At 52.8% G+C, this 13933-nt stretch carries 15 protein-coding genes; 13 read left to right on the forward strand and 2 right to left on the reverse strand.

The genetic code is table 11. The features are described 5' to 3' along the window. The first annotated feature begins 3 nt into the window (after nt 1-3). The 3 genes from SFA31_RS05970 to mdcH are packed head-to-tail and all read left to right on the forward strand — an operon-like array spanning nt 4 to nt 2499. Nucleotides 4-963 carry an AEC family transporter gene (locus SFA31_RS05970; protein ID WP_322837153.1) on the forward strand — a complete coding sequence of 320 codons (960 nt, stop codon included), beginning with the start codon at nt 4-6 and terminating at the stop codon, nt 961-963. 4 nt (nt 964-967) lie between these two features. After that, complete coding sequence (locus SFA31_RS05975) at nt 968-1585, forward strand: malonate decarboxylase holo-ACP synthase (RefSeq protein WP_322837154.1); 618 nt, start codon at nt 968-970, stop codon at nt 1583-1585. A gap of 2 nt (nt 1586-1587) precedes the next feature. Continuing rightward, the gene (mdcH, locus tag SFA31_RS05980; protein ID WP_322837155.1) at nt 1588-2499 is read left to right on the forward strand and encodes a malonate decarboxylase subunit epsilon; all 912 of its coding nucleotides are present in this window, start codon (nt 1588-1590) and stop codon (nt 2497-2499) included. 184 nt (nt 2500-2683) lie between these two features. Here the strand turns inward: mdcH and SFA31_RS05985 are convergent, their stop codons facing one another. After that, nucleotides 2684-3289, reverse strand: a complete 606-nt coding sequence (locus tag SFA31_RS05985; protein WP_322837156.1) for a hypothetical protein — start codon at nt 3287-3289, stop codon at nt 2684-2686. A 502-nt stretch (nt 3290-3791) separates the two neighbouring features. Further along, nucleotides 3792-4724 (reverse strand): LysR family transcriptional regulator, encoded by a 933-nt coding sequence (locus SFA31_RS05990; protein WP_322839308.1) that lies wholly within the window; start codon nt 4722-4724, stop codon nt 3792-3794. Between the two features lie 284 nt (nt 4725-5008). On the opposite strand from SFA31_RS05990, the gene SFA31_RS05995 reads away from it, so the two are divergent. From SFA31_RS05995 to SFA31_RS06040, 10 genes are all read left to right on the forward strand, one after another. Further along, entirely contained in the window at nt 5009-5350 is a 342-nt protein-coding gene (locus tag SFA31_RS05995; RefSeq protein WP_322837157.1) for a glycine dehydrogenase, read from the forward strand. Nucleotides 5351-5366: 16 nt separating this feature from the next. Beyond that, a complete protein-coding gene (locus SFA31_RS06000) occupies nt 5367-5732 on the forward strand; it encodes an SFCGS family glycine-rich protein (RefSeq protein WP_322837158.1) in 366 nt (121 codons plus the stop codon). Next, a complete protein-coding gene (locus tag SFA31_RS06005) occupies nt 5732-6028 on the forward strand; it encodes a DUF4312 family protein (RefSeq protein WP_322837159.1) in 297 nt (98 codons plus the stop codon). The genes SFA31_RS06000 and SFA31_RS06005 overlap by 1 nt, the downstream gene beginning before the upstream one ends. A gap of 29 nt (nt 6029-6057) precedes the next feature. After that, entirely contained in the window at nt 6058-6834 is a 777-nt protein-coding gene (locus SFA31_RS06010) for a DUF4311 domain-containing protein (RefSeq protein WP_322837160.1), read from the forward strand. An 11-nt stretch (nt 6835-6845) separates the two neighbouring features. Next, nucleotides 6846-7487: a DUF4310 family protein gene (locus SFA31_RS06015; protein ID WP_322837161.1), complete on the forward strand. Its 642-nt coding sequence runs from the start codon at nt 6846-6848 to the stop codon at nt 7485-7487. A gap of 43 nt (nt 7488-7530) precedes the next feature. Beyond that, complete coding sequence (locus SFA31_RS06020; protein ID WP_322837162.1) at nt 7531-8664, forward strand: amidohydrolase/deacetylase family metallohydrolase; 1134 nt, start codon at nt 7531-7533, stop codon at nt 8662-8664. Then, a complete protein-coding gene (locus tag SFA31_RS06025; protein WP_322837163.1) occupies nt 8648-9763 on the forward strand; it encodes a DgaE family pyridoxal phosphate-dependent ammonia lyase in 1116 nt (371 codons plus the stop codon). Before SFA31_RS06020 ends, SFA31_RS06025 begins: the two co-directional genes overlap by 17 nt. Next, a complete protein-coding gene (gene dagF / locus SFA31_RS06030) occupies nt 9760-10500 on the forward strand; it encodes a 2-dehydro-3-deoxy-phosphogluconate aldolase (RefSeq protein WP_322837164.1) in 741 nt (246 codons plus the stop codon). The genes SFA31_RS06025 and dagF overlap by 4 nt, the downstream gene beginning before the upstream one ends. A gap of 283 nt (nt 10501-10783) precedes the next feature. Next, nucleotides 10784-11929: a lactonase family protein gene (locus SFA31_RS06035; RefSeq protein ID WP_322837165.1), complete on the forward strand. Its 1146-nt coding sequence runs from the start codon at nt 10784-10786 to the stop codon at nt 11927-11929. Between the two features lie 25 nt (nt 11930-11954). Next, entirely contained in the window at nt 11955-13865 is a 1911-nt protein-coding gene (locus tag SFA31_RS06040; protein WP_322837166.1) for a BglG family transcription antiterminator, read from the forward strand. Nucleotides 13866-13933 lie beyond the last annotated feature (68 nt).

The following is a 13933-nucleotide window of genomic DNA, read 5'->3' on the forward strand; positions in this document are numbered from 1 at the left end:
TATATGACTTATGTGATTGTTCATGCCCTCGCGCCTATTTTTGTCATTATGCTGTTGGGCTTCTGGGCGGGTAAGGCGAAAATGGTTGATAACCAAAATGTCTCCTTACTGAATATTTTTGTGATGGATTTTGCGCTGCCCGCGGCGTTGTTTAGTGCGACAGTGCAGACTCCATGGGCCGGTATTGTGCATCAGTCTCCGCTGATCATCGTGCTGGCGCTTTCCATGTGGATTACCTGGGGCGCAATTTATTTCCTGGCGACCCGTGTATTCCATAAATCACCGCAGGACGCCGCGGTATTAACGCTGACCGTGGCACTGCCGAACTACGCCGCGCTCGGTCTGCCAATCCTCGGTAGCGTATTGGGTGAAGGGCCGTCTACGTCGCTTTCCGTCGCGGTATCTATTGCCTGTGGTTCCGTATTAATGACGCCTTTCTGCCTGCTGGTGCTGGAGCGTGAGAAAGCGCGCGCCGCAGGGGGAAACAGCGGTTCTTCTCTGGCGATGCTACCCGTTTTGATGTGGCGCTCCGTGAAAAAACCGATTGTTCTCGGACCGCTGTTAGGGGTTGTTCTGTCAGCCTGCGGAATCAAAATGCCGGATCTGCTGCTGGCCTCAATCAAGCCGCTCGGCCTGGCAGCAACCGCCGCCGCGCTGTTCCTGACCGGGGTCATCCTGTCTGCGCGTCGCCTGAAAATCAACACGATGGTTATCATCGCGAGCATCGCTACCATGCTGGTACAGCCGCTGATCGCCTGGGGCGTGGTTGCCATTCTGGGTCTGCACGGTTCGGTGGCAATTACCGCTGTACTGATGGTAGCGCTGTCAGCCGGTTTCTTTGGGGTGGTATTTGGAAACCGTTTTGGCGTGCAGTCACCGGATGCGGAAGCCGTATTGTTGATAAGCTCCGTGCTTTGTATTCTGACGCTGCCGCTGTTTATTTCGCTGACGTCAGGAATGTAATGCCATGAAATTGCCTCAACCGCACACGCTGCTTTGGCTGGATGATAACGATGCGCTACAGGGAATCAATGCCCCCTGGGTCGCCCAACAGTGGCGTCCTGCGCTGCCGGTGGTGGTGCGTCGCGATGTTCACCCTCAGGGGCTGGTGCCGGTTGGGGTTCGCGGCCTGCGGCGCTCAGAGCGCGCCGCAGGTTGGGTTAACCCGGCGCGTATTTTGCGTAGCGTAACGCCAGAAATGCTGGTGGATATGCAAACGCTACAGCGCTCGGCTTTTGTTTCCTCGCCGCCGTTACAGGCGGCGATTCAGTTGATACAGCGCGCATGGCCGTGGCGCTGGGGGATCGCCGGTAGCGTAGGCTATGCGCTGGCGACGGAGATTCCCGTAATACACGCTGATAGCGATCTCGATTTACTGATACGCGCCCCCCAGCGCCCTGAAGCGAGTGAACTGGCGCGCTGGCAGGCGATGGTAACGCAACTCCCCTGTCGTGCGGACACACAGATTGAAACGCCGCTCGGCGGATTCGCGCTGACTGAATGGCTTCGGGAAGGGCGCGCGCTACTGAAAACCGCACGCGGACCGCGTCTTGTCGCCGATCCGTGGGTGCAGGAGGCGGAATAATAATGAAGATTCTTTTTACTTTTCCCGGGCAGGGAACTCAGTATCCGGGCATGCTGCATCAGTTGCCCGCTGGTGATGAAACCCTGGCGCAGGCGCGTGCGGTATTAGGTGATGCAGACGTAGAGCGGCTGGATACGGAATCGGCCCTGCATCATACGCGCGCGGTACAGCTCTCACTATTAATTGCCGGCGTTGCATGGGCGCGAGAGCTAATTAAACGTGACGTCACGCCGGATATGGTGAGTGGATTATCGATAGGCGCGTTTCCTGCCGCCGTGGTGGCTGGCGCGCTGGGCTTTGACGATGCGCTGCGTCTGGTGGCGCTGCGCGGCGATTTAATGGAACAGGCGTATCCCGAAGGTTACGGGTTAACCGCTATCATGGGATTATCGCGCGAGCAGGTAGAGCCGCTGCTGGAGCCGGAAACCTTCATTGCCAATCTTAATGCCGAGCGCCAGATTGTTATCGCCGGGCGTGATGAATTAATGGCGAAGGTCGGCGAACGTGCGCTGGTGAAAGGGGCGAATAAAGTTCGCCGTCTTGCGGTTAGCGTGCCGTCGCACTGCGCGCTGCTCGATGCGCCCGCGCAGCGGCTTAACGAGGCCTTTTCCTCGGTCACGCTGATGCGTCCGCGCTGTGCATATCTCAGCGGGAGCACTGCGCGCGTGCTCTGGCAGCCCGAACGTATCGCCGACGATCTGGCCTTTAATATGGCGCGTACCGTGCACTGGCATGATGCGATGGCTGCGGCGGAAGAGCGCGATGTCGGGCTGTCGATTGAGATGCCGCCCGGCGGCGTGCTTACTTGCCTGACGCGCCAGGCCATAGTGCGTGGCGAAGAGTCTATCTCCCTGGAACGCAGCGGCTGTGATGTCGCGGTCCATCTCGCGCGTCAGCTTCGCGCCCGGCGCTGATTCCTTCCTGCTCCGACGTGGCGTTAATCGCCGCGTCAGTACCATTCTTCGTTGAATAAGCCGGTTCATAAAAAAATAAGTGGATGATTACGTGTGGGAGCTATTGGCAACAATCATAAATTGATGGTGAAATTTCAGGGGCCTTCCTGAAGAAGGATAACCGCTGTTGCTGGTTGGCACGTTTTTAATATCGGTGTTGGAGATTCATTATTTGTCTTTTATGAGTGATAACTTTATTTCTTTCAGTGAATATTAACATGAGTATGCTTAATATTTGGTAGATATTGTCTACCCTGAACTGATTAAGGAATAAACATTTATGTGAACTGACGGTTTTATGGCATAACCCAAGCCTTCGTGCAATGAAGTTTATATCTCTCCCCTGTAGTATATAGTTGATAATTACCTTCTGGGCAGGTGTTATTTTTATATTTATTATGTTTTCATTGTTAATAATTCTTTGGATGTTATTTTTTATATTATTCTGCGACTGGCGTTTATTAGAAAAGAATAATGAATTCTTTCTAAGAACAATATCACCATCAATATCATTCCTGGATATAGAAAGTGTTTTTATATTTGTTGAGTTAACAAGTTTGAATAGTTCTGAAAGGTGTGCTGAATTATCAATAATAACAATGATTAAATCGGTGGTGGCAGGTATAGATAATGAATCTATATCTTGGGGTTTGGTTAATATAAAATTATATAAATTGTATTCCTTGTGCAGTAGTGCATTTATGCCCATCAAAAAATATTGATCATCAGAGATGAGTTGTATATTCAACATTATTATGCCTGTAATAATTTTATGTAGGAAAAACAGAAGCATTTCTAGGTTAAAAAACCACCGGGAGTATATGGATTTGTTTCTCCCTGGTCAAACGGTGCGTATAATGTTTATATCGATCGATAGAATCTGCATGATAGGAGTTAACTATTATAGATGATATTAATGAACGCTGGGTTTATGTTTGTATAATATATTAATTGCTGTTTTTCGATATCCAAATTGGGTTAATACCTGATTGACAGGTCTGCAATATCAATACTTGTGTGATAAATATGCTTACGTTCATATGTTAGGCATTATGAATTAAATTCACATAGTACAAGATTCATGATTTTAGGGTGCGTAATAAAACGTGCAAAAATCTCACGTCAATTGTTTTAGATGAATAATTTAATAAAGAAGTTTTACTGACTATTACAGTATGGTTGTTACAAGATATGGTGTAAGTTGCCAGCCGCCTGGCTCAGTAATGGTGGCAACCTGCGCGGGTCTGCCAGCGTTATGCTTTATCAGCGGCAAGCCTTCTGCGTGCGTACATTCGCCCTTCTGCCGCCAGTGCCAGCAAATTAGGATCGTGTTCGCGGTTACGTGCAAACACAATCGCAATGCGCTGGCGCATTTGATAAGGCTGAGCCAGTGGCAAAAGCTGAACATCGCTTTCATACACTTTTTTCATCCTTCCCGGCATTAGCGCCAGCCCCACGCCAGCCTGCACCAGGCTTAGCATTGAAAATATATCATTCACCCGCATCACGATATCCGGTTCAAAACCGGCGATGTGAAAAGCTTCCTGAAACCCCGCATACGTGGCGAAACCTTCCGCCAGAGAAACAAATTTATGGCGGTTAAATTTCCGCAAATCGGCGGGCTCACTGGTATCCAGCGTCAGACTCGCCGGCGCTGCGAGGCAAATATCGTCTTCAAATAGCGGCAGAACTTCCAGATGGGCGCGATCGACATCGTTTTCCTGCAGAGAGATTAATACTGCGTCAAGAGAGCCTTCATCTAACATACTGAGAAGTATTTGGTTAGAGCCCATTGTTAAATCCAGCTCTAACTGGGGGCGGCGCAGCTTCATTCCCATGATGAGTTGAGGGATGGTTTCGAGCGTAAGCGAATAGAGCGTGCCGATACGTAAGCGCCCCTGGTCAATGCCTGCGATGCGTCGGGTTTCTTCCAGCCCGCGCGCCAGCGTTTCTGTAATCTCGTTGACATATTCCAGCAGCGTGTGGGCGGCAGGTAGCGGTACCAAATTTCGCCCCTTATGATGAAATAAAGGACAACGAACCTCTTCTTCCAGAGAGTGAAGCGCGCGATGTACGCTGACGCCGCTTATTCCCAGCGCTTCTGCCGTGCGCGCGATATTGCCTTTTTCCATAAAAAGCGTAAATACCGCCAGTTTTCGAAACGTAATGTCGTTAGTTATCTGCATCATCAGGGATACACACCGGTAATTTGGCGCTCATGGTAGCAGGAAAAGTGCGCCGGGTCGCAAAACCTGCTTTGCGCTTTTTAGCGACTCGTGCGGTCTGTTTTCTCGATTCAGCGTGATCAACTTCACACAAAAGGCGTATTTACGGTTAATACCTGTGAATTATGTGGACTAGATCACTCTTAGCCGCCCCATTTCCACTTTGAAGTGGAAAACAACTCGCTACAAACCTTTATCGGTTCCCGATAGTTTTATAGCCATCCCAAGATAACAAGGTATGTAGCGTGGAAAACGGAACAGTAACAAACAACGATACCGTCGATCGGACAGCGGAAATCGCGGAGTTAGGCGAAAAGATGCTGGCCTGGACGAAAGATTTGCTCAAGCAGCACGACATTGTCCCTAACGCCGTTCAAGAGCAAATGCTGAGTTCCCACGTGCGGGCTATGGCGCTTCGCTCTATCACCGGTGAGCCGTTACCTGAAGTGGATGCCAGCCTGTTTGAAGAAATTTCACAAGATTCAATGAATCTGGCGAAGCAGGTTGTGGCGAAATTCGGCAACCTTCCCGTTGAAGAATCCTGGCTGCTATCGGTGCATTTCGAAGTAGCAAAAGACAATATTTAAGTGAAGGAGTGAAAAAATGGAACAGATTTTAGTCGTGATTGGTGACCGTCTGGGTAAAGGTCAGAAAGTGGCTGAAGGCGTAGAAAAAGCGGGCGGCCGCGCCATTGTTATCCCGGGCGTAGCAGCAGATATGAAACTGGGCGATGTCATGAAAGCAGAAAACGCGACTTTCGGGATCTCTTTCTGCGGTAGCGGCGGCGCGGGCGCTATCACCGCTCAGACTAAATACGGCTACAAAGCTAAATACGGTATGCGCTCAGTAGATGAAGGCGTAACGGCCATCAACGAAGGCTGTAATGTTATGGGCTTTGGCTTTATGGACAAAGAAGAGCTGGGCGAGCGCCTGGTTGAAGCCTGGAAGAAGAAGTACGGCAGCGCATAATGAAAGAGCACTTCACCAAGACGGTGAGAGTCTCTGGCAAAGGTGATTCGAAAGCGAAAGCCTTTGCCGATGCCCTGAGCCACGTACAGGGCGCGGTGATGAAAGCCTCTCCCCATATTTTACTGCGCATCGAGCCACAGGATGTGGCGGTTGTTCATGCGCACGTAGCGGTGCGTAAAGAAGCCTTTCTTTTCTTCTTTTTACGCCGGGAGCGACGAGCATACCGCGTCGAACTGGATGTTACCGTACAGGTAACGGCCATTAACCTCGACAGCGTGGATTTTGTCGCACAGTAACCATATAACATTCATACAAGGGCAGAGTGATGTTCTTAATAATTTTAATAAAATCGCTCATCATCGGCGCGCTGGTCGGCGTAGGTGTGGGCGCAGGGGCGGCACGTATGTTCCATGCCCCGACGACCCAGGGTATGGGCGCATTTCGTACACTTGGGGAACTTAATTCCTGTGAAGGCGATCCCGCTTCTCACTTCTCTTTCGGCCTAGGTTTCTTCTTTAATGCCTGGGCTTCTTCCGTTGCTGCCGGCGCATTCACGCAGGATGTCGATCACCGCGTAATTCCGCACTGGGCGGCTGCGGTTCTGATGATTAAAAATCGCAACGTAGCGGAAACCCTGCACGATCCGAGAAAAATGGCGCTGGCTGGCGGCATTATCGGCATGATAGTCGTGACCTTCCTGAATATGACCGCTTCATCCGTTCCTGAAGCACTTCAGGTGACGGCGGTAAAAGTGCTGGTACCTGCGGCGAACCTGCTGGTCAACACGGTGATGCCGGTGATTTTCTGGCTGGCGGCGATTGATGCGGGTAAACGTTCTGGCTTCTGGGGCACTATTTTTGGCGGCCTTGCGCAACTCATTATGGGGAACGCCGTACCGGGCCTGGTGCTGGGGATCCTCATCGGTAAAGGCGTCGAAGAGAGCGGCTGGAATCGCGTCACCAAAATCATGATGGGTGCAATTATTGCGCTGTTTGTGCTGAGCGCCTTCTTCCGCGGTTTCGATATGAAAATGCTGGAATCGTTCCATATGGGCGTGCCGAACTGGCTTGACCTGATTCATAACGCGATGAGCGGCAAATAAGGAGCTGAGAAATGGAAGAGAAAAAAGGTTTCTGGTATGCCGACTGGTCGTTTCCGTTCTTTGTCGGCCTGCTGTCAGCCGGGATTTTTGCCGGTACCCATATGTACTACCTCTATGGGATCGGGGCGTTTAACGAGGTGGCTTTCGTCGCCATGCTGAAATCCGGTATTGATACCGGCGTTTACGGTGCCGTTGCGGCATTTGGGGCAAGCTTCCTGTTTGCTCGTATCATTGAAGGTTCACTGGTTGGGATTCTGGATATCGGCGGTGCTATTCAAACCGGTATCGGGCTGGGCGTTCCAGCGCTGCTGCTGGGAGCAGGATTTGTTTTCCCCGTTGCGAATTTTGCGGCCTCGCTGGTGACCGGCTTAATCCTGGGATTGGCCACCGGTTATATCATCATTCTGGCGCGTAAATTTACGGTTAACCAAGGCGGCACTACCTACGGTGCCGACGTAATGATGGGCGCGGGTAATGCTTCCGGGCGTTTCCTGGGGCCGTTGATTATTCTGAGCGCGATGACGGCATCTATTCCTATCGGGCTGGGATCGCTGTTTGGCGCACTGGTGTTCTATATCTGGCAGAAGCCTATCACCGGCGGCGCTATTCTGGGCGCAATGCTCTTCGGTTATTTCTTCCCAGTCGCTATCTAAGTATCACGGGCGCTTCGGCGCCCGGTTAATTCAGGAGTAACCCATGTTTGATTTAATCCTTCGTCAGGCCCGCCTGGTGGATGAGCGTATCGTCGATATCGCTATCCAGGACGGGAAAATCGCCGCGTTGGGTGAGGTAACGGGACCGGCTCGTGAAGAGATAAGCCTTGCCAATAAAGGCTATATCAGCGCGGGTTGGATTGATTCTCACGTCCACTGCTATCCTAAATCGCCGATTTATCACGACGAACCAGACAGCGTGGGCGTAGCCAGCGGTGTGACCACGGTTATTGATGCCGGCAGCACCGGCGCCGACGATGTGGATGATTTTTATCAATTAACCCGTGCTGCGACAACGCAGGTTTATGCGTTGCTTAATATTTCTCGCGTCGGGCTCATCGCGCAAAATGAACTCGCCGATATGTCGCATATTGATGCTGAAGCCGCCGCAGCGGCGGTGAAGCGTTTCCCCGATTTTATCGTGGGCTTAAAAGCGCGGATGAGCAGCAGCGTGGTGGGCGAAAACGGCGTGGCGCCGCTGGCGCGTGCGAAAGCCATCCAGAAAGAAACCGGCGGATTACCGCTGATGGTGCATATTGGCAATAATCCGCCCAACCTGGATGAAATCGCCGAGCTGTTAACCTCGGGCGATATTATTACCCACTGTTACAATGGCAAGCCTAACCGCATTCTTACGCCGGAAGGCCAACTGCGCGCGACGGTAAAACAGGCTCTGGCGCGCGGCGTTCGGCTTGATGTTGGGCACGGTACCGCCAGCTTTAGCTTTGCCGTGGCGGAAAAAGCGATCGCCATGGGCATCCTGCCGCAGACCATCAGTTCTGACATTTATTGTAAGAACCGTATTAACGGGCCGGTACACAGCCTGGCTGCCGTCATGTCGAAGTTCCTCGTCGTAGGGATGACGCTGCCGCAAATTATTGATTGCGTTACGCTGCATGCCGCTGAAGGGCTGCATTTGTCGCACAAAGGCCGCCTGGAAGTTGGCGCGGATGCCGATCTGACGCTCTTCACGCTGCAGCATCAACCGGTGCTGATGACCGACGCGGAAAACCAGACGCTGCAGGCAGAGCAGCAGATCCTGCCGCTGGCTGCCATGCGTGCCGGGAAGTGGTTTACAACCGAACAAGGAAAAGCCGAACATGTCTTCAATCTATGAGAAATATAATTTAAAACAGGTTATTAACGCATCCGGACGTATGACGATCCTCGGCGTCTCTACGCCGCGCCCTGAGGTGGTGGAAGCGGTGAATACCGGCATGAACCACTATTTCGAAATGAAAGATCTGGTCAATAAAACCGGTGAGTACATCGCAAAATTACTGGGCGTAGAAGGCGCGACCGTGGTCGCCTGCGCCTCGGCAGGCATTGCCCAGTCTATCGCGGCAGTACTGGTAAAAGACGATGACTGGCTGCTGGAAAACCTGCACGTTACGCCGGTAGAAAATAATGAAATTGTGCTGCCGAAAGGGCACAACGTGAATTTTGGCGCGCCGGTTGGCACGATGGTGGCGCTGGGCGGCGGCAAACTGGTAGAAGCGGGCTATGCCAATGAATGTTCTCCTGAACAGCTAGCTGCGGCAATTACGCCGCGCACGGCGGCGATTCTGTACATTAAATCTCACCACTGCGTGCAGAAAAGCATGCTTAATGTGAAACAGGCGGCAGAAGTGGCGCGTAGCCATAATCTACCGCTGATTGTTGATGCGGCGGCGGAAGAAGATCTGCAGCGTTATTATCACGACGGCGGCGACCTGGTGATATACAGCGGCGCGAAAGCCATCGAAGGGCCGACCAGCGGGCTGGTTATCGGTAAGAAACAGTACGTCGAGTGGGTAAAACGTCAGGCGTATGGCATCGGGCGCGCAATGAAAGTGGGCAAAGAGGGGATCCTTGGTCTGACTTGCGCTATCGAGCATTATTTGACTGCGACGAAAGAGAGCGGTCAGCAGATGGTCGATAAAATGACGCCGTTTATTGAATCACTAAATACTCTGAAAGGCGTCAGCGCTCGGGTAGTTTGGGATGCGGCAGGGCGCGATATTGCGCGTACCGAAATTAAATTTGATGAAGCGGCGACCGGCATTGCGACCGGCGATCTGGTTCAGGCGCTGAAACAGGGCGAGTACGCCATCTATTTCCGCGGCTATAAGGCCAATGAAGGCATTATTGAAGCGGACGTGCGCAGCGTTAGCGCGCAGCAACTGGACATTATCTATCGCCGTATTAAAGAACTGACTGCAGGAGAAACAGCATGAAACTGACCCCTAATTTTTATCGCGATCGCGTATGCCTTAACGTACTGGCAGGTTCTAAAGCCAATGCTCAGGCCGTTTATGAAGCAGCGGAAGGTCACGTGCTGGTTGGCGTGTTATCGAAAAGCTATCCGGACGTGCCGAGCGCGGTGACCGATATGCGCGAATATGCCAAACTTATCGATAACGCGCTGTCCGTAGGGCTGGGTGCCGGCGATCCGAATCAGTCTGCGATGGTTAGCGAAATCTCACGTCAGGTGCAGCCGCAGCACGTGAATCAGGTGTTCACCGGCGTGGGTCCGAGCCGCGCGCTGCTTGGCCAGAATGAGTCCGTGGTTAACGGCCTGGTTTCACCGACCGGCACCGTGGGTATGGTGAAAATCTCCACGGGTCCATTAAGCTCTGGCGCGCCGGACGGCATCGTGCCTGTCGAGACTGCGATTGCGCTGCTGAAAGACATGGGCGGCAGCTCAATTAAATATTTCCCAATGGGTGGTCTGAAGCATCGTGATGAGTACGTCGCCGTAGCGCAGGCGTGTGCAAAACACGATTTCTGGCTGGAGCCGACCGGCGGTATCGATCTGGAAAACTTTGGTGAGATTCTGAAGATCGCGCTTGATGCTGGCGTAAGCAAAGTGATCCCGCATATCTATAGCTCTATCATTGATAAAGCGAGCGGCGATACGCGCCCGGAAGATGTACGTAAACTACTGGCTATCACCAAACAACTGGTAGGCTAAACGCGGTGTTTAAAGGCCATCTTCCGTGGGGAAAGTGGCCTGCGTTAAAAACGGAAGAGGAACGGTTGTGTGAGATAGCGCAGCGTTCCTCTCTTTGCAGAAAGTAAAAAATCCAGTATAGATCAATAATCGATTGGCAAACTGTGTCAGGCTAACCGACCGACTTCTTGATATTCCGCCGTTTACTCTAACGCTGAGCGCCGTGCTGCTGCCTGAATCAGGCGGGCTACTCGCTTCTTCACCCTATGCTACCCGAGCCTCCAGCCCGGGAAGGAGACTGACGATGCTATTAAAAACAGTATTGCTGACTGCGGCGCTGGCAGCCAGCGCGCCGCTTATGGCGCAAACGCAATTTGCCTGGGTAGGAACATATCAACCTAACGGCGAAGGCGTTTACCGCTTTCAGTGGGATGCAAAAACCGGCGCGCTAAGCCATCGCACGCTGGTCAGTCAACTTCCTAACGCCGCGCAGCTAACCGCCTCTGCCGACGGGCGCACACTTTACGCAGGCAGCGAGGCCAAACCAGGCATTATTCAGGCGTGGCGTATCGGCGCAGACGGCGCGCTTAGCGCATTGAATCAGGTCTCTTCCAAAGGCGATGGTCCGGTATATCTCACATTAACGCCGAATGGCCGTCATCTACTGGTCGCCAACTATATCAGCGGCTCCGTTACGGTTTTGCCGGTGAAGGCGGATGGCAGTTTGGGTGACGCGACCGACGTACAGCAGCATCAGGGCGAACCCGGCGCGGCGAAACCCGCAGCGGCGGCTGAAGGCAGCTTTGCCGTTAGCGATCATAACGGGCCGCATGCGCACATGATAGCCGCCGACCCGCAGGGAAAATATGTGTTTGCCACTAATTTAGGCCTGGATCGTATTTATCAATATCGTCTGGACGATACCGCCGGCAAACTTATTCCAAACTCGCCGCCGTGGATCCCGGCCTCATCGGCGGGAGCTGGCCCGCGCCACTTTGTATTCTCATCGCAGGGCGACCGACTCTGGCTGGTTAATGAGGAAGCATCAACGCTGACGGGATATCGCCTGGACAGAGCGACGGGAAAGCTGCATGAAGAGCAAAGCTGGAATACCCTGCCGGCGCGCTTCAAAGGCACCAGCTTTGCCGCCGGCCTGGCGCTGAGTGACGATGGAAAACAGCTCTATGTTGCTAATCGATTACACAATAGCATTGCGCATTTTCGCGTTAACGGCGATAAGCTAGTCTATCAGGAAGAAATATGGACGCGTGGCGACTACCCGCGCACGATAACATTGGCTCCCGGCGGGCGCTGGCTATATGCCATGAATCAGCGCAGTGACAACATTACGCGTTTTCGGGTTCTGCCGGAGAGCGGCAAACTCCGCTTTATTAACGATTATACGCCTGTCGGAGGCCCCTCTCAGATGGTGATAACGCCGCTGCGCTAAGAGGTTTTTATCAGAGGAAACAGAAGTGCGATTCCCGAATCAACGCCTGGCTCACCTGTTTGAGCTGCTGCAAAATGAGCCCCTGCCTCAGGACGAGCTGGCTCGTCGGCTCGGCGTGTCTACCCGAACCGTGCGTGCGGATATCACTGCCCTGAACGCGCTGTTGCAGCATCACGGTGCGCAATTCATCCTAAGCCGTGGCGAAGGTTATCGACTCAACGTTGAGGATGAACAGCGCTTCGCTGCGCTGCGGGCCGCGCCTGCCCGGCAGCAGCGTATCCCTCGCACGGCATCCGAGCGGGTTCAGCATCTGCTGGTGCGCTTTTTAACCTCGGCCTTTTCGCTCAAGCTGGAAGATTTGGCCGAAGCCTGGTTCGTCAGCCGCGCCACGTTGCAGAATGATATGGCGGAGGTTCGTGAGCACTTCAACCGCTACAATTTGACCATTGAGACGCGCCCGCGACACGGAATGAAGCTATTTGGCAGCGAAATGGCGATCCGCGCCTGCCTGACTGATTTGCTGTGGCAAATTTGGCAGCTAGACAACGCCAATACGCTGCTGACGGAAGAGGCGCTAACGCCGGGCGCGCTGGCACAGGTAGCGCTGTCGGTACAGGAGAATTTTAGCCGCTATCATATCCGCATGACCGATGAGGGAGAGCAATTTATCTGCCTTTACTGCGCGGTTGCGGTGCGTAGAATCAGCGAAGGCTATCCGCTTTCCGGCTTTAAAGCCGATGAAGTAGAGCCATCGGTGCGGGATGCCGCCTATGCCATTGCGGGCGTCATTCAGGATATGGCCGGGAAACCGATTTCAAAATCGGAGAAAAACTGGCTGTGCGTGCATATCGCCGCGCGTCAAATTCAGGAAGTAGCACCCAGTGCGATAAATGCGGATGACGATGAAGCGCTGGTGGAGTACATCCTGAACTATATCAATACCCACTATAACTACAATTTATTGACCGATGAACAACTGCGGGCGGATCTGCTGACCCATATTAAAACGATGATTACCCGGGTTCGCTATCAAATTAATTTGCCCAATCCGCTGCTCGACAATATCAAACAGCATTATCCACTGGCCTGGGATATGACGCTGGCCGCCGTTTCAAGCTGGGGTAAATATACGCCGTACACCATTAATGAAAATGAAGTGGGATTTCTGGTGTTGCACATCGGCGTGGGGCTGGAGCGCCATTACAATATTGGTTATCAGCGTCAGCCGCACGTGGTGCTGGTGTGCGACACCGGTAACTCGACGGTGCGAATGATACAGGCAATGCTGCTGCGCAAATATCCTCAGCTTGAAGTTACCCGCATTATCTCCCTGCGCGACTATGAACAACTGACGAGCGTAGAAGAAGATTTTGTGATTTCAACGGCGCGGGTGTCTGAAAAAGATAAACCGGTGGTTATCATGTCTCCGTTTCCAACGGAGTATCAGCTGGAGCAAATCGGGCGCCTGGTGTTGGTGGATCGCACGCGCCCGTGGATGCTGGAAAAGTACTTCGATGCCCAGCATTTTCGCATCATCAACCAGCCAATAACCCAGGAAGCGCTATTTAGTGAACTGTGCGCGCAGCTTAAAGCCGAAGGCTACGTGGATGACGCCTTTTTACCTTCCGTCGTGGAGCGCGAAGCCATCGTCAGCACCATGCTGGGTGAAGGCATTGCGCTGCCTCACTCGCTGGGGTTGCTGGCACAGCGCACGGTGGTTTACACCGTACTTGCGCCGCAGGGCATTGCCTGGGGCGACGAAATTGCGCACGTCATTTTCCTGCTGGCGATCAGTAAAAGCGAGTATGAAGAGGCGATTGCTATCTACGATCTGTTCGTTACCTTTTTACGTGAGCGAGCCACCGCGCGCCTGCGCGACTGCCGCGATTTTGCGGAGTTTAAAACGGTGGCGATGGACTCTCTGAGCCGCTTTTAGACACCGACGCGACGCGCCTTGCATTAATGAACGCCAAAAAGCCCGTTAGCAGGAAAACGCTGCGAGTG

Source organism: Erwinia sp. HR93 (assembly GCF_034555055.1).
Lineage (GTDB): Bacteria > Pseudomonadota > Gammaproteobacteria > Enterobacterales > Enterobacteriaceae > Apirhabdus > Apirhabdus apintestini.